Origin of the sequence: Microbispora sp. NPDC049125, assembly GCF_040802045.1 — a bacterium.
Taxonomy (GTDB): Bacteria; Actinomycetota; Actinomycetes; order Streptosporangiales; family Streptosporangiaceae; genus Microbispora.
Genome location: NZ_JBEZDW010000016.1, coordinates 63,432 through 78,297 on the forward strand (window position 1 = coordinate 63,432; position 14,866 = coordinate 78,297).

At 71.3% G+C, this 14,866-nt stretch carries 15 protein-coding genes and 1 tRNA gene; 9 read left to right on the top strand and 7 right to left on the bottom strand.

The window, feature by feature from the left end; all coding sequences use genetic code 11:
* Positions 1-80: 80 nt before the first annotated feature.
* A complete protein-coding gene (locus AB0B72_RS20210) occupies positions 81-1,151 on the bottom strand; it encodes a hypothetical protein (protein WP_367740374.1) in 1,071 nt (356 codons plus the stop codon).
* Between the two features lie 193 nt (positions 1,152-1,344).
* Between AB0B72_RS20210 and AB0B72_RS20215 the strand changes: the two genes are divergently transcribed.
* Positions 1,345-2,070, top strand: a complete 726-nt coding sequence (locus tag AB0B72_RS20215; protein WP_367740375.1) for a sensor histidine kinase — start codon at positions 1,345-1,347, stop codon at positions 2,068-2,070.
* Between the two features lie 32 nt (positions 2,071-2,102).
* The gene (locus AB0B72_RS20220) at positions 2,103-3,023 is read left to right on the top strand and encodes an RNA polymerase sigma-70 factor (protein ID WP_367740376.1); all 921 of its coding nucleotides are present in this window, start codon (positions 2,103-2,105) and stop codon (positions 3,021-3,023) included.
* 144 nt (positions 3,024-3,167) lie between these two features.
* Here AB0B72_RS20220 and AB0B72_RS20225 read toward each other — a convergent pair whose 3' ends face one another.
* The 3 genes from AB0B72_RS20225 to AB0B72_RS20235 form a co-directional block, all read right to left on the bottom strand.
* Entirely contained in the window at positions 3,168-3,491 is a 324-nt protein-coding gene (locus tag AB0B72_RS20225) for a rhodanese-like domain-containing protein (protein WP_367740377.1), read from the bottom strand.
* 247 nt (positions 3,492-3,738) lie between these two features.
* The gene (locus tag AB0B72_RS20230; RefSeq protein WP_367740378.1) at positions 3,739-4,617 is read right to left on the bottom strand and encodes an Fpg/Nei family DNA glycosylase; all 879 of its coding nucleotides are present in this window, start codon (positions 4,615-4,617) and stop codon (positions 3,739-3,741) included.
* Between the two features lie 63 nt (positions 4,618-4,680).
* Positions 4,681-5,289: a TenA family protein gene (locus AB0B72_RS20235; protein WP_367740379.1), complete on the bottom strand. Its 609-nt coding sequence runs from the start codon at positions 5,287-5,289 to the stop codon at positions 4,681-4,683.
* Between the two features lie 259 nt (positions 5,290-5,548).
* Between AB0B72_RS20235 and AB0B72_RS20240 the strand changes: the two genes are divergently transcribed.
* Together AB0B72_RS20240 and AB0B72_RS20245 are read left to right on the top strand one after the other, a co-directional pair.
* A complete protein-coding gene (locus tag AB0B72_RS20240; protein ID WP_367740380.1) occupies positions 5,549-5,764 on the top strand; it encodes a hypothetical protein in 216 nt (71 codons plus the stop codon).
* A gap of 85 nt (positions 5,765-5,849) precedes the next feature.
* Positions 5,850-6,506 (top strand): GPP34 family phosphoprotein, encoded by a 657-nt coding sequence (locus AB0B72_RS20245; protein ID WP_367740381.1) that lies wholly within the window; start codon positions 5,850-5,852, stop codon positions 6,504-6,506.
* A gap of 15 nt (positions 6,507-6,521) precedes the next feature.
* Here the strand turns inward: AB0B72_RS20245 and AB0B72_RS20250 are convergent, their stop codons facing one another.
* Positions 6,522-7,787 (bottom strand): LCP family protein, encoded by a 1,266-nt coding sequence (locus tag AB0B72_RS20250; protein ID WP_367740382.1) that lies wholly within the window; start codon positions 7,785-7,787, stop codon positions 6,522-6,524.
* A 257-nt stretch (positions 7,788-8,044) separates the two neighbouring features.
* Between AB0B72_RS20250 and AB0B72_RS20255 the strand changes: the two genes are divergently transcribed.
* Complete coding sequence (locus AB0B72_RS20255; protein WP_367740383.1) at positions 8,045-9,478, top strand: hemolysin family protein; 1,434 nt, start codon at positions 8,045-8,047, stop codon at positions 9,476-9,478.
* A 52-nt stretch (positions 9,479-9,530) separates the two neighbouring features.
* Positions 9,531-10,535 (top strand): hemolysin family protein, encoded by a 1,005-nt coding sequence (locus AB0B72_RS20260; protein WP_367740384.1) that lies wholly within the window; start codon positions 9,531-9,533, stop codon positions 10,533-10,535.
* Here the strand turns inward: AB0B72_RS20260 and AB0B72_RS20265 are convergent.
* Positions 10,501-11,688 (bottom strand): MFS transporter, encoded by a 1,188-nt coding sequence (locus AB0B72_RS20265; RefSeq protein ID WP_367740385.1) that lies wholly within the window; start codon positions 11,686-11,688, stop codon positions 10,501-10,503. The genes AB0B72_RS20260 and AB0B72_RS20265 overlap by 35 nt on opposite strands.
* 420 nt (positions 11,689-12,108) lie before the next feature.
* A tRNA-Leu gene (locus AB0B72_RS20270) sits at positions 12,109-12,194 on the bottom strand.
* A gap of 157 nt (positions 12,195-12,351) precedes the next feature.
* On the opposite strand from AB0B72_RS20270, the gene AB0B72_RS20275 reads away from it, so the two are divergent.
* From AB0B72_RS20275 to AB0B72_RS20285, 3 genes are read left to right on the top strand one after another with little or no spacing between them, the layout of a single operon-like run.
* A complete protein-coding gene (locus AB0B72_RS20275; protein WP_367740386.1) occupies positions 12,352-13,092 on the top strand; it encodes an FhaA domain-containing protein in 741 nt (246 codons plus the stop codon).
* A gap of 17 nt (positions 13,093-13,109) precedes the next feature.
* A complete protein-coding gene (locus AB0B72_RS20280; protein WP_367740387.1) occupies positions 13,110-13,574 on the top strand; it encodes an FHA domain-containing protein in 465 nt (154 codons plus the stop codon).
* The gene (locus AB0B72_RS20285; RefSeq protein ID WP_367740388.1) at positions 13,571-14,842 is read left to right on the top strand and encodes a Stp1/IreP family PP2C-type Ser/Thr phosphatase; all 1,272 of its coding nucleotides are present in this window, start codon (positions 13,571-13,573) and stop codon (positions 14,840-14,842) included. The genes AB0B72_RS20280 and AB0B72_RS20285 overlap by 4 nt, the downstream gene beginning before the upstream one ends.
* Positions 14,843-14,866 lie beyond the last annotated feature (24 nt).

Consider the following 14,866-nt stretch of genomic DNA (forward strand, 5'->3'; position numbering starts at 1 on the left):
GGCGAGATGGGAGGATCATCCCAACTCGCGCCCCAATGATGCCCTATTTGTCCGCGATCGGCCACCGGCAGGCGGCCGGCTCAGGGGCGCTTGGCCCAGATCACACCGTCACGGCCGGAAGGCGCCGCACCGACCGCCCAGAGGGAACCGCTCTCCGGCTGGATGGCGAGATCACGGACGGACGGCTTCTGCTTCGGCGGAGCCGGGAAGGCGCCCGGCTCGACACTGTCGACGCCGATGTGCAGGAACCGGCTGCCTCCGCCCTTGGCGTCGTAGACGATCCAGGCCCCGCCTCTGCCGTCGGGCTCCGCCTGGGCGTGCGGCTGGATGCCCGCCTCATCATGGACCTCGAAGGTGAAGTGGTTCAGATAGCCGGACAGCAGCAGAGTCTCACCGCAGAAGGGGTGCTTCGCACCGCCGCACGGCCAGGCGACCCAGCCGACGGCCATCACCCGGCCGGTCTCACCGTCGAGCGCGACATCCGTCAGCTCCGAGATCTGGCCCGCGTGTGCGGACGGAATCGCTGGAATCGGGACCGTGCGCCAGACCTTGCCGGTCCAGTGGGCGAGAGCCGCCCTGCCCCGCACCGAGCCCGCCGCCCACGCGGCGTCGAGTCCCTTGACCACGATCGGCGTGGGGACCTTGTGCCACACCGACCCGACCAGGCGCCGCAGCGTGGACCGCGCCTTCCACCCGGCCTTACCGGCCGACGGGAAGGTGTTGGAGTTCTCGATGACCCACAGGTTCTTGCCGATGGAGTTCGCCCGATCCACCCGGCCGTAGGGCCATCGCTTGACCTGCCAGCGCTTGCCGTCCCATCGGGCGTATCGCGACGCGCCGAACGCCCAGACCCTGGTGTCGGACGCCGACGTCAGCCGCTTCACCCGGAATCCCGGCCCGGTGACACGCTTGAAGGTGGACCGGCCGCCCTTCAACAGGAGCGACTCTGTGCCGGTCGATCCGCCCGAGCGCCTGGTCCCGGCGACCCAGACCGCCCCGCCCGGCGTCACCGTCACGGCGTCGTAGGAATCGCGGTGATCGTCATGGACGACGCTCCACCCGCCGGCCGGCGCCACGGCGTCGGCGGCGGCAGGCCCCGCGGTGACGAGGAAGGCGACGGCCGCAGCGGTGCCGCGAAACAACATTCCCATAAAGGATGAGACGCGCCTTCCGCCGGAAAAGTTGGCACGGAAAGTGTCACGAACCGGGCGGCTGCCCTGTCATAGCTGACGAACAGCTCGACGACGACGCGCGAACGGAACCCGGACCCTGTCCGGACCGGCCTCGTCCGAGCCCGCAGGCGGTGGAACGGGACGTTCCCGCCGGCTTTCCGAGGAGTGAGCGATGACCTCGACCACGCCCACCGGGCCGGAGACGGCCCAGAGGCGCCGGTTCGCCGCCGACGCCGCGCATGAGCTGCGCACTCCCCTGGCCGGGCTGCGGGCTCAGCTCGAAGAGGCCCGGCTGCATGCCGCCGAGACGGATCTGCCCCGGCTCCTCGACGCGACACTGCGCGACGTCGGCCGATTGGAGGCGATCCTGGCCGACCTTCTCCTGCTCACCCAGGTCGAGGCGGGCGCGATTCCCCGCCTCCGGCCCGTCGACCTCACCGCCACCGTGCGCGCCCACGCCGTGCCGCGGCCGGGCGGCCCCGGCATCCGGTTGCGGACCTTGCCCGCGGTCATCGTCAACGCGGTCCCCGGCCACCTGGGCAGGCTGGTCACCAGCCTGCTCGACAACGCCGGCCGGCACGCCCGGCGTTCGATAGAGGTCGAGGTACGCCGGCAGGACGCGATCGCGGAGCTGACCGTCGCCGACGACGGGCCCGGCATCCCCGCCCGCGACCGCGAGCGCGTCTTCGAGCTCTTCGCCAGGCTCGACGCCGCCCGATGCCGCCGGCGCGGAGGCGCAGGCCTCGGCCTGACGATCGCCCGCGACATCGCCCACGCCCACGGCGGCACCCTGCACGTGGAGGACGCCCACGGCGGAGGGGCGCGCTTCGTGCTCCGCCTGCCGGCCCGGCACGTCGCCGCCCACTCGCGAAAATGCCGCATGCCGCACCCTTTGTAAGCTGGCAGGGAGCGGAGGGGGCAGGCACGATCATGCACTCGGGGGAGCCGCGGGCGGCGAACGGTCTCGATCAGGCCGCCGCGGTCTTCGTCGGCGTGCGTCCCCGGCTCTTCGGCATCGCGTACCGCATGCTCGGCAGCACGACGGAGGCCGAGGACATCGTGCAGGAGGTCTGGGTCCGCTGGCAGACCACGGACCGTACGGCCGTGAAAGACCCGGCGGCGTTCCTCGCGACGATAGCGACGCGACTGGCCATCAATGCCGCCCAGTCCGCCCGGAGACGGCACGAGACGTACGTCGGCCCCTGGCTTCCCGAGCCGGTGGACACCGGCGCCGATCCCGAAGCCGGGGCCGAACGAGGCGACGAGCTGGAGCTCGCGGTCCTGCTGCTGCTGGAGAGACTCTCGCCGACGGAACGCGCGTCGTACGTCCTACGGGAGTCGTTCGACTACCCGTACGGCCAGATCGCGGCGATCCTCCAGCTGAGCGAGGCGAACACCCGGCAGCTCGTCAGCCGCGCGCGCAAGCACATCGCCGCCGAGCGCCGCAACCCGGTGAGCTCGGCCGAGCATCGGCGCCTGTTGCAGGCCTTCGTCGCGGCGGCCCGGACTGGCGACCTCGTCGCTCTGGAGGAGCTCTTCGCCGCGGACGTCGTCAGTTACTCCGACAGCGGGGGAGCCGTACGCGGCGCCGCGCGGATACCCGTGGCCGGCCGCACGCGCGTCGCGAAGGTCATCGTGGCGTTCTCCCCGCGGTTCTGGCCCGGCACGACGGTCTCATGGGTCGAGGCGAACGGACGGCCGGGCGTGCTGATCTCGCATGGGGAGACCGTCACCGCGCTTCTGTCCATAAGCGCCTCGGCTGAAGGCATCGACCAGCTCATGTGGGTGGTGAACCCGGCCAAACTCGCCGGAGGCCACTGGCGCCGTGGCCTGAGGGACGGTCACCTCTGAGCCGCCCGGCGACGGTGATCGCCGGTGACGTGGCCCCGCCGATCAGCGGTGAGGCCACGTCCGCGCCGGATCGGTCGTGGAACGTGCGGAGTCCATGGTCGGTGACCCGTGATGGCGCCGGAGCGGCGCACTCGCGGAGCGATGTCACGCCACGAAGGGAGGCTCCCCCGTCTCGCTGACCATGGGGCGGCCGGCGGCGGCCCACGACTGCATGCCGCCGTCCACGTTCACGGCCTCCCTGCCGATGTGGTTGAGCCACATGGCGGCGTGCGCGGACCTCCCGCCGACCCGGCACACGACGTACAGCGGCTGGTCGGCCGGTAGCTCCCCGACCCGCTCCTGCAGGTCGCCCAGCGGGATGTGAACGGCCTCGGGGGCGTGGCCCGCCCGCCATTCGTCGAGCTCGCGGACGTCCAGGAGGTAGGCGTCCTCGGGGACGGCCTTCGCGGCGATTTCGGGCATCGTCATGCGTTCATTGTGGCCCCCGCCGGGGACAGACCGGCCCGGCTTCCCAGGCTGGAGCCCATGGTCATGGCTCTTTCCGGTCGGCACGGTTACCAGACGTGGCCGGGCGACGCCGTCGTCTTTCCCGCCAGGACGCTCGGCCGGTTCGGCAACGCCTCGCAGGCCGAGACCGCCGAGTTCGTACACGTCGGCGGGGATCGTGGGGTTCATCGGCGAGAAGTCGATCACCCTGCCCTGGTCGCTGTGATCCCTACTTGAGCAGCTTGGACAGGCGGCGGTCCGCGAGAGGCTTGCCGCCTGTCTGGCAGGTCGGGCAGTACTGCAGGGACGAGTCGGCGAACGACACCTCACGGATCGTGTCGCCGCACACCTCGCACTTCTCGCCGGTACGGCCGTGCACCCGCAGGCCCGACTTCTTCTCCGACTTGAGGTCCTTGGCGGCCAGCCCCCGGGCCCGCCCCACCGCGTCGCGCAGGGTCGTCACGATCGCCTCGTGCAGATCGGCGATCTGGCCGTCGGTCAGCGTCGAAGCGATCTTGAACGGCGACATCTTCGCGACGTGCAGCACCTCGTCGGAGTACGCGTTGCCGATCCCGGCGATGATCTTCTGGTCGCGCAGCAGCCCCTTGATCTGCGTGCGGTTGCCGTCCACGATCGCCTTCAGCGCGCCGGGCGTGAACGTCTCGGCGAGCGGATCCGGGCCGAGGCTCGCGACACCGGGGACCTCTCCCGGATCCCGCACGACGTAGACCGCCAGACGCTTCTGGGTGCCGGCCTCGGTGAGCTCGAAACCGGGCGCCCTGCCGTCCTCCCCGGGCGACAGCCGTACGCGCACGGCGAGAGGCCCCTTGCCGGGACGCACCGGTTTGGCCCCCGACAGGTCCTCACGCCAGCGCAGCCAGCCGGCCCGGGCGAGATGGGTCACGAAGTGCAGGCCGTCGCAGTCGAGGTCCAGGAACTTGCCGTGCCTGCCCACACCGGTCACGGCCAGGCCGCCGAGCGCGGTCACCGGCGGGTCGACGGTCTTCAGCGCCTGGAAGGCCGTCACGTCGACGCCCAGGATGGCGTGGCCGACGGCGCGCTCGCGCAGGAACTCGGCGAGCGCCTCCACCTCGGGCAGCTCCGGCATGCCCCCACATTAACCCGGCCGGTCCGCCTGCACGACGCGTGTCCACAGCATGTCCACAGGGGTCTACAGCGGCACGTCCCAGAAGGCGAGCTCGTGGCGCATGCCCTCGGTGAACAGCTCCCTGGCCCGCGCCGGGTCCGGGGCCGCCTCGTCGATCATCACAGCCACGCGCGCGGCCAGCGCCGCGAACCCGGGGTCCGCGTACGTGTCGACCCACGCCCGGTAGCGCGGCTCGGCGGGCGGGGTCCGCGACAGGATGCCGCCCAGCGTCGAGTAGCCCCACATGCAGGGGTAGAGCGCCGCGAGCCCCTCGGCGTAGTCGGCCGCCGACTCCAGCAGGAACGAGGTGTACGCCGCGCAGGCGGGCCCCTTGCGAGCCGCCGCCAGATCGGCGCCGAACTCGGCGGACAGCGACCGGTGGAGGTCCAGCTCGTCGTGCCAGGTGGAGTGGGCCAGATCGACCAGGTCCCCGAGATGGGCGTCCGGGGCCTGCCAGGCCAGCCGGGAGAACACCCGGACGTAGTCGAGGAGGAACAGGTAGTCCTGCTCCAGCCACGACCGGAACACGGGCTCGGGCAGGGTGCCCGCCGCGATGCCCCTCACCGTCGGATGCGCCAATTGCGCGTCGAGGAGCGGCCGCCCGATGGCGTGCAGCTCGCGTGAGATCTCCACAAGACAGTCATTCTCTCGCGAAGTGGGCCCCGATCGACTGCCGGGCGCATGACGTCATGAGACGCGGGGGCAGGCCGCCAAAGGCGGTGCGGTCACTCAGCGACGGTGAGTACACGGGCTGTGATCCACGATTCGAATGATCGGCCGACACTTAGCGTAACCGTTAGACAACGTACGGAGATATGCCCGGCCCCCGCCACGACGCGACCAACGACCTGGTCCGCGAACACCCCGAACTCGTCCGCCGCTGGAGGCACTGATGGCCACGAGCGCCTGGTTCGTGTACAGCCCCTTCGCCAAAGAGCACTACGGCAAAGGCGTCGCCGACGGCAAGGCCGGAGGCAAGGCGGCTGCCGTGCTCACAGTGCTCACCGCACGAGGCCTCCAGCTGAGCGACGAACAGCGCCGGCTGATCGAGACCACCACCGACCACGACCAGCTCGACGATTGGCTCCTCACCGCCGAATCCGCCTAAAGCACCCGTAGCGGTTCGATTCACGAGACCCCCACCGGGCCTGCGTTCCGCCGCGAGCGCGACACCGCGCGTTAGTGTCGAATGCGTGATCCTGACTATCGCGGAGGAGATCCTCCTCCTCGCCTACCGCGAGGACACCGGCAAATCCAAGATCGGCTCCATCGAGCTGGAATCGGCCCTCGGCGGCGCCGTGCTGGCGGAGCTGGCCCTGAAGGGCCGCCTCGACTTCGAGGGCACCACCGTGCACGTCACGGACTCCGCCCCCGTCGGCGACGACGAGCTCGACGCCGTGCTCGCCCGCATCGCCGGCGAGCGCAAGGAGCGCAAGCCGGAGTGGTGGGTCGGCAAGCTGCGATCCAGCAAACTGCGCGGACGGCTGCTCACCCGCCTCGCGGAGCGCGGCGTGCTCAGCGAGCAGCAGACCAAGGTCTTCGGTCTCTTCCCCACGAGGCGCTACCCGGAGCTCGACCCCGGCCCCGAGCAGGAGCTGCGGCAGCGGATCGAGAGCGTGCTCGCCGGAGCCGAGCCAGACGAGCATCTCGCCATCGTGGTGGCCATCCTGAACGCGGCGAAGCTCGACCGCAAAGCGTTCCCGGACGCGTCCAAGAAGCGGATCAAGGAGATCGCCGAAGGCGACCGCACGGGGGTCGCCGTGCGCAAGACGATCGCCTCCATCCACGCCTCGATCGCCGCGGCCGGCGCCGCCGCCACTATCGCGAGCACCAGCGCGGGCACGAGCTGAACGCGGCGCGGGCGGCTACTTGGTGATGGTGTCCTTGGGGATCGGCTTGTCCTCGGCCAGGGCGCCGAACATGCGCGTCGCCCTCTGAGTGTCCCACTTGACCACGGACTCGCCGTTGATGGTGGGCAGCGACCCGACCGGCACGGCCGTCGTCACCGGGCCGCCGCGCATGGCGAGCCCCACCGAGAGCAGGTTGAACAGCCCGGTGTCCGGGTCCACCGCGACCGAGTCGGCCGCGCTCAGCCCCAGCGGCACCGATTTGAACGGATTGAGCAGCGTGCCCGGGCCGGCCGCCTTCTGCACCACGGCGGCGAAGAACTGCCGCTGCCGCTGCGTGCGGTCGTAGTCGGGGAGGCCGGTGTTGGCCGTCTTCCGCGTCCGCACGTAGCCGAGCGCGGTGCCGCCGTTCATGTCCTGGCAGCCCTTCTTCAGGTTGATCCCGGCTTTGGGGTCGTCGATGGGCTGTTTCACGCAGATGTTGACCCCGCCGATCGCGTCGACGATGCCGACGAACCCGCCGAAGCCGATCTCCATGTAGTGGTCGATCCTGATGCCGGTGACGCGCTCGACGGTCTTGGCCAGCAGCTTCGGCCCCCCGTACGCGTACGCCGCGTTGAGCTTGCCGCTGCCGTGCCCCTCGATGGGCACGTAGGAGTCGCGGGGCAGGCTGACCAGCGTCGGCCGTCCGTCCGAGGGGATGTGCAGCAGCATCATCGTGTCGGTGCGCTTCCCGACGGCCTTGCCGGTCGCCAGCTTCCTGCGCTGGGCGGCGGTCAGCCCCGCCCGGCTGTCGGACCCGACCAGCAGCCAGTCCTCCCCCGGAGTCGCCGCCGGGCGGCCGCTGTAGTCGGTGAGCGACTCGACCGACTTGAGGCGGGAGCCGATCCAGAAGTAGCCGGCGACGGCGAGCACGAGCAGGACGACAAGCACGATCACCACGATTTTGAGGATCGTCCTGCCCGTCCGCCGGGGGCCTCTGGGGCTCCTGGAAGCCAGAAGACCCACGCCGCCACCTCTACCGTCGCCACCGCCGCCCGGAGCGTCAGCGGCCGCCTCAGCGTCTCGCCGCCCCCGCTCTCCGCCGAGCGGGCGCACCGGGCTGTCTCCCGGGCGCGGCTTGCCGTACACCTTGGACCGCATGCGGGGGATGGTGGTATCGGCGATCTTGTCCGCGCGTTCGCCGCGCACCCCGTCCGGGACCGGATGGGCGGGCTGGCCCGCCGCCGCCCGCGGCTCCTCCGGCCGCCGGATCGCACGGGTCGCCTCGTCGTCCTCCGCCACGTCGTCTCCCAGCCCCTCAGCTTCCCGGCCCCGCCATCGGCGGGTATCGCCCCCGCTTTTACGGTACGTCGCCATCGTGACGGTACGCGGGTGTGTTGTCAGCGGGGCCCCCAAGCCCGGCTCGGAAACACATGACGCATCCCAGCCGTTACGGTTGTATACCACTCTCTCGAAAGGATCCTCGTGTCCGTCCCGGACCCTTGGAGTACCGGCCCGTGCTTCGGCACGGGACCGCTTGACCGCCCGGCCGGCGCCCCATGAGCGCTGTCCTAGGCCTGCTGGCCGTACTCCTTCTCACCCTCGCGACGGGGTTCTTCGTCGCCCAGGAATTCGCCTTCGTCGCGGCCGACCGGTCCGCGCTGCGGGAGCAGACGGCCGCGGGTGACGCCGCCGCCCGGCGCGCCCTCGACATCACCGGACGGCTGTCGTTCATGCTCTCGGGCGCGCAGCTCGGGATCACCGTCACCACCCTGCTGGTCGGCTTCATCGCCGAACCGGCGATCGCCGATCTCATCCGCGGCCCGCTGGAGGGCACCAGGCTGCCTCGCGGCGCCGTTCCCGGCGTCGCCGTGGCGCTGGGCGTCGTGATCGCGACGATCGTGCAGATGATCCTCGGCGAGCTCGCCCCCAAGAACCTCGGCATCGCGCGGCCTGAGCCGGTCGCGAAGTTCCTGTCCCGGCCCACGGTCGTCTACCTGGCGGTCGCCGGGCCGGTCATCCGCCTGTTCGACGCCGCCGCCACCCGCCTCCTGCGGCTCGCCGGCATCGAGCCGGTCGAGGAGCTCGAACACGGCGCCACGCCAGAGGAGCTGTCCCGCATCGTGGCGGACTCCGCCGCGGCGGGCGAGCTTCCCGCGCGGCTCGCCGAGTTGCTGGAGCGGGCGCTGGAGTTCGGCGACCGCACCGCGGAGGACGTCATGGTCCCCCGGCCCCGGGTGATCTCGCTGCGGGCCGAATGGCCGGTCGGCGATCTCCTCGACGGCCTGCGGGTGCACGGCCACTCCCGCTACCCGGTGCTCGGCACCGACGCGGACGACGTCGTGGGCGTGACCGGGCTGCCCGAATACCTCAGGGCCGGCTCGCCGTCCACCGGCCTGATCGGCGGCATCATCCGCGCGCCGATGCTCGTGCCGGCCACGCTGCCCCTGCCGGTCCTGCTCAAGCGGATGTCGGCCGCCGGCGAGACGTTCGCCTGTGTGATCGACGAGTACGGCGGGCTGGCCGGCGTGGTCACCCTGGAGGACCTCGCCGAGGAGCTGGTCGGCGAGCTGGTGGACGAGAACGACCCCGAGCCGCTCGGCGTGGTGAGACGGACCGACGGCGCCTGGGACGTCCCGGGGACGCTCCGCCTCGACGAGGTCGAGCGGGCGACCGGGGTCCGCCTGCCGGACAGCGACGACTACGAGACCATCGCCGGGCTCGTGCTCGCCTCCCTCGGCCGGATGGCCGAGCCCGGCGACCGGGTGATCACCGAGGTCGTCCCCGAGGCGGACCTGTTCGAGGACGACGAGGACGGGTTGCGGGCCGCCGTGGAGGTCGTCAGCGTGAGCCGCCGGGTCCCCGAGTGGGTGCGGCTGTCGCTCCAGAAGGCGGAGCCCGCCGTGCGCGAGGCCGTGCAGGACGCGCCGCGCACCGCCGCCGACTACGCCCCTGAGCTGTTCTCCGCCCTGTTCCAGGGGAGGCCCGCGTGATCGCCGTACGGGTGGATCGCCCGGGTGGGCGGCGGATGAGTGAGGAGCGGGCGTGAACGACCTGAGCGCGATCCTCCTCGGCATCGTCCTGCTCGTCCTCAACGGGGTTTTCGTGGCCGCCGAGTTCGCCCTGCTCTCGGCGAAACGGCACCGGCTGGAGGAGGCCGCGGTCTCCGGCAGCCGGGTGACCAAGCTCGCCGCGCGCGCGGCCGTACGCGGCGGGCGCGAGCTGTCCCTGATGCTCGCGGGCGCCCAGCTCGGCATCACGTTGTGCTCGCTGGGCCTCGGCATGGTCGCCGAGCCCGCCATCGAGCACCTGCTGGAGCCGGTCCTCGCGTTGCTGCCCGAGCCCGTGCGCACCCCCGTGGCGTACGTCGTGGCGCTCGCCGCCGTGACGTTCCTGCACATGGTCGTCGGTGAGATGGCGCCCAAGTCGTGGGCGCTGACGCATCCGGAGCGCGCGGCCATGGGCCTCGCGCTGCCGTTCCGCGGGTTCGCCCGCGTCGTCCGGCCGATCCTGGCGGTGCTGAACGGCCTGACCAACGCGACGCTGCGGGTCTTCGGCGTGCGGCCCCGCGACGAGCTCGGCACGGCCCGCACCCCCCACCAGCTCGCCATGCTGGTGGCCGAGTCAGGGCGGATGGGCATGCTCGACCGGGACGAGCACGACCTGCTGACCCGGGCCCTGCGGGCGCAGTCGCAGCCGGTCGACCGGCTGATGCAGCCGATCGGCGAGGCGCCGTCCGTGCCGGCCGGGGCCGGTGACGAGCTGGTGCGGGAGGTGGCGGCGCGCAGCGGCCGGCTGCGCATGCTGGTGATGGGCCCCGGCGACGTGCTCGGCGTGCTGCACGTCCGCGACGTGCTCGTCCAGCCGGGACGTCCCCCGCAGGAGCTGGCGACCCCGGCTCCCCGCGTGCCGGAGGGGACCACGATCCCCGACGCGGTGACCCTGCTCCAGGAGGCGCGGGCTCAGCTCGGGCTCGTCATCGACGCGAACGGGACGCCGATCGGTGTGATCGATCTCACAACGCTGGTCGGCGAGCTGCTGGTGGCCTGAGCAGCCCGGTCCCCGGCGTCGCCGCCGACGCGGTCAGGGCCAGCGCGCCGGCCACGGCGAACGCCGTCCCGAACCCGGCGTGCGTGATCAGCGCGCCGAGGGCGGACGGCGTCGCCGCGGCCACCAGGTTCTGGACGGTGTTCTGCGCGCCCATCGCGCGGCCCGCCCAGGCCGCCCCCGCGAGCTCGGAGACGGCGGTGAAGGCGAGCCCGTTGCCGCTCATGGATATCACGAGGGCGGCGATCAGGAGCGCGGGCGCGGCCGCGTTCCCCGCGCCCGCCGCGGCGGCCAGGCACAGCATCGCCGCCGCGTTGATCAGGGCGAGCCGCCGCATCGGCCCCACGCGGCTGCCCGCCCGATCCGACCAGCGCCCGCACAGCAGCCTGCCGCCGGCCCCCGCGAACTGGGCGGCCGCCACGACCTGACCGGCCGTCGCGACCGTCCAGTGCCGCTCGCTCACCAGGTAGGTCAGCGCGAACGCGGCCGTGGCGAACTGGGGGACGACCAGCAGCATGCTCGCCCCGTGCACCCGCCACAGCGAGAGGTCCCCGTACGGCGAGGCGGAGCCGTGGCCGGGGGCGTGCGCCGGGCGGGGCGGGTCGACGACCATGAGGGCCACGCAGACGGTCGTGACGAGGCAGATCCCGGCCATGACCAGCAGGGCGCCCCTGACGCCCCACAGATGGGCGGCGGGCGGGATCACCGCACCCGCGACGGCCACGCCCAAGGGCTGGGCCGTCTGCCGCCACCCCATCGCCACGCCGCGCCGCTCCTTCGGGAACCAGCCGAGGACGACCCGGCCGCTGGCCGCGTTCGCCGAGGCCCCGGCGGCCCCCGCCAAGCCCAGGAACACGGCGAGGGCCCCCGGCCCGCCCGTTGTGGCCGCCAGCCCGAGGAAGGCCGTCGCCACGGCGAGGCCGCCGGCCATCGCGATCCGCTCGCCGAACCTGTCCGCGATCCAGCCCCACGCGATGAGGGTGAACAGCATGCCCGCGCTGGGGGCCCCGACGACCGCTCCCGCCTGGGCGAGCGACAGCCCGTACTCAGCCTGGAGGGCCGGGAGGAGGAACGGCAGGCCGTACATGAACACGCAGCCGGCGCCCTGGGCCGCCACGCCCAGGCTCAGCATCACCCAGCGATTCGGTGGATCCATGACCGGCACGGTACGTCAATCTCTTATCGCGAGACATATCGTCTTGAATATTGAGACAGTTGCCCGAGCTCCCGCGTAACGGAGCGGTGCAATCACCGATCAAGTGGTTTGAAAGGCCTCACCCGGAGAATGTGCAAGGCGCACCGGACGGCACCGGCGGGTCCATCGGCCCATCGGCGCGTCCGTACTGTGCGACTTTTGTGCGACTTGTAACAGCGGTACACCCGTACCGCGCGACCCGAACAGGAGACCGGCCCGTGCGCGAGGGCAGGAACGAAGGGCCCCGCGAGGCGCCGGCTCCGTCTCCGGCCGAGCACGACCGGCTCGAACTCCCGTGGGCTTCGCCCTCGGCCCGTACGGGGGAAAGAAAAAAACCCTGCGGGAGGGAAGATAGGCTTCCGACCACACAGGGTTTGGTGCTGGTGGGCAAGGGGGGAGTTGAACCCCCACGTCCTTTCGGACACACGGACCTGAACCGTGCGCGTCTGCCATTCCGCCACTTGCCCGTCGCGGGTGCTCCCATCGCTGGGTGCCTGGAAAGGTTAGCACGTAACCGCCCGTGCCACCGAACCCGGATACGATCGCTCTCAACGACGAAGCGAAGGCGCTCGATGAAGCACCGGAGCGGTCGCGACCATAGATCGAGTGGAAGGGAGGGATCCGGTGGGAGTCCTTCAGCGCTTCGAGCGCAGGCTCGAAGGGTTGGTTGAAGGGGCCTTTGCGCGGGCGTTCAAGTCCGACCTCCAGCCGGTCGAGGTGGCCAGCGCAGTTCAGAGGGAGATGGACGAACGGGCCGCGATCGTCGCTCAAGGTCGCACGCTCGTCCCCAACGACTTCGTGGTGGAGCTCTCGACGACCGACAGCGAACGGCTGGAGGTCTACGCCGACAGCATCAGCCACGAGCTGGCCAACCTTGCCAGGGAGTACGCCAAGGAGCAGGGGTACTCGTTCGTCGGCCCGGTGCGCGTGCGCTTCGAGACCGCCGACGACCTCGCGGTCGGGCTGTTCCGGATCCGCTCGGGCGTCATCCGGGGGGCGACGGTCGAGCAGGACGAGATCCGCCAGCCGGTGAGCGACGTGCCGGCCAGCCGGCCGAGCGCGTTCCAGGGCCGTCCACGGCTGCTCGTCTCCACTCAGGACGATCCGCAGGGTCAGCGGTCCTACGAGCTGACCACCCCGGTGACGCTGCTCGGCAGGGGAACCGACTGCGATCTGAGGCTGGTGGATCCTGGCGTATCACGGCATCATGCCGAGCTACGGATGGAAGGACAGCAGGTCGTGCTCGTCGACCTGGGGTCCACCAACGGCACTTTCGTCAACGGCCAGCCGGTCCGCAGGGTCGAGATGCAGGACGGGACGAGAGTGACGCTGGGTCGCACGACACTGGTGTTCCGGCGCGATTAAAGGTAGACAAACGGTCCATGTCCGAGCTAACGCTGCTGCTGATCCGGCTCGCCTTCCTGGCGGTGCTGTGGTTCTTCGTGATAGCCGCGGTCGGCGTCATCCGGACAGACCTGTTCGGTCCGCGTACGGCTTCCGCACCCGCGAGGAAGCCGGTGAAGCAGGCCAGACCGGTGTCCAAGCCCAAAAAGGGCGAACCTCGCCAGCTGATCGTCACTGGTGGCCCCCTGCAAGGGACCATCATCAACCTCTCGGAGACGCCAATCACCATCGGCCGGGCGAACGACGCCACGCTGGTTCTCAGCGACGACTACGCTTCCAGCCGGCACGCCCGGCTATTTCCCCAGGACGGCCAGTGGATCGTGGAAGATCTCGGCTCGACCAACGGCACGTTCCTCGAACGCTCGAAAGTCACCCGCCCGACTCCGGTGCCCCTCGGAACTCCGATCCGCATCGGCAAAACCGTCATCGAATTGCGCAAATGACCATCGCACTCCGCTACGCCGCTCGCTCGGACGTCGGACTCCTCCGTGAAGGCAACGAGGACTCCGCGTACGCCAGCGGCCGCCTGCTCGCCGTCGCCGACGGCATGGGCGGGCATGCCCACGGCGAGGTGGCCAGCTCGGTCGCCATCGCCGCAATGTCGTCCCTCGACAGGGGCGCCTCCGGTGGTGACCTGCTCAGTGACATCGAGGCGGCCGTCCGGGACGCCAACCATCAGCTCCACGCGATGGTTGCCCGGGACCCGAGCCTCAAGGGCATGGGCACCACACTCACCGCGATGCTCTGGAGCGGCCCCCGCTTCGCGCTGGTCCACGTGGGGGACTCCCGCGCGTACCTGCTGCGGAACGGCGAGCTCTACCAGATCACGCACGACCACACACTGGTGCAGTCGTTGGTGGACGACGGCCGGATCACGCAGGAGGAGGCCGCCAACCACCCCCAGCGTTCGATCCTGCTCCGCGCGCTCGACGGGAGCGGGGAGGTCGATCCCGACCTGCAGGACCGGGAGGCCCAGGTGGGCGACCGGTATCTGCTCTGCTCGGACGGCCTGTCCACCGTCGTCAGCGCGGAGACCCTGCACCACACCCTCACCTCGCTCGACGATCCCGAGGACGTCGTCCGGCAGCTGATCGACCTGGCCAACAGGGGCGGCGGGCCGGACAACATCACCTGCGTGGTCGCCGACGTGATCGAGGTCGACGACGTGCAGCCGCCCGTCTCGACGGCCGCCGTGGTGGGCGCCGCCGGGTCCGGCCGGGGGCGCTCGGCTCCCCCGGACACGCCGGCCGGCCGGGCGACGACCGTGACCGCCCCCCAGCCGGTGATCGTGGACGACGAGATCGACGAGGAGCCCGTGCGCGAGGTCCAGGCCTCTGCACGGCGCTCCCGTAAACGCCGGAGGTGGCCGCTGGTGGCCGGCCTCGTGCTGGTGGTCGCCGTGCTCGGGCTCGGCGGCTACTTCGGCTACCAGTGGACCCAGAGCCAGTACTACGTGGGCGCCAACGGGGACGAGCTCGTCGTGTTCCGGGGCGTGGACGCGGACCTGGGCCCGGTGACGCTGAAGAAGGTCGCCTACACCGAGCACGTTCGCGTCTCGTCGCTGCCGGCCGTGCAGCAGGATCAGATACGCACCACGATCGCCGTCGACAGCCTTCAGGCCGGGATCGACCGTCTCAAGACCTTCGGCGCCGCCGCTACGCCCACGCCGAGCGCCAGCCCGACACCGACCCCCGCGAGGTCCAATAAGTGACCGCTGTCGAAGCCACGCCCGTTC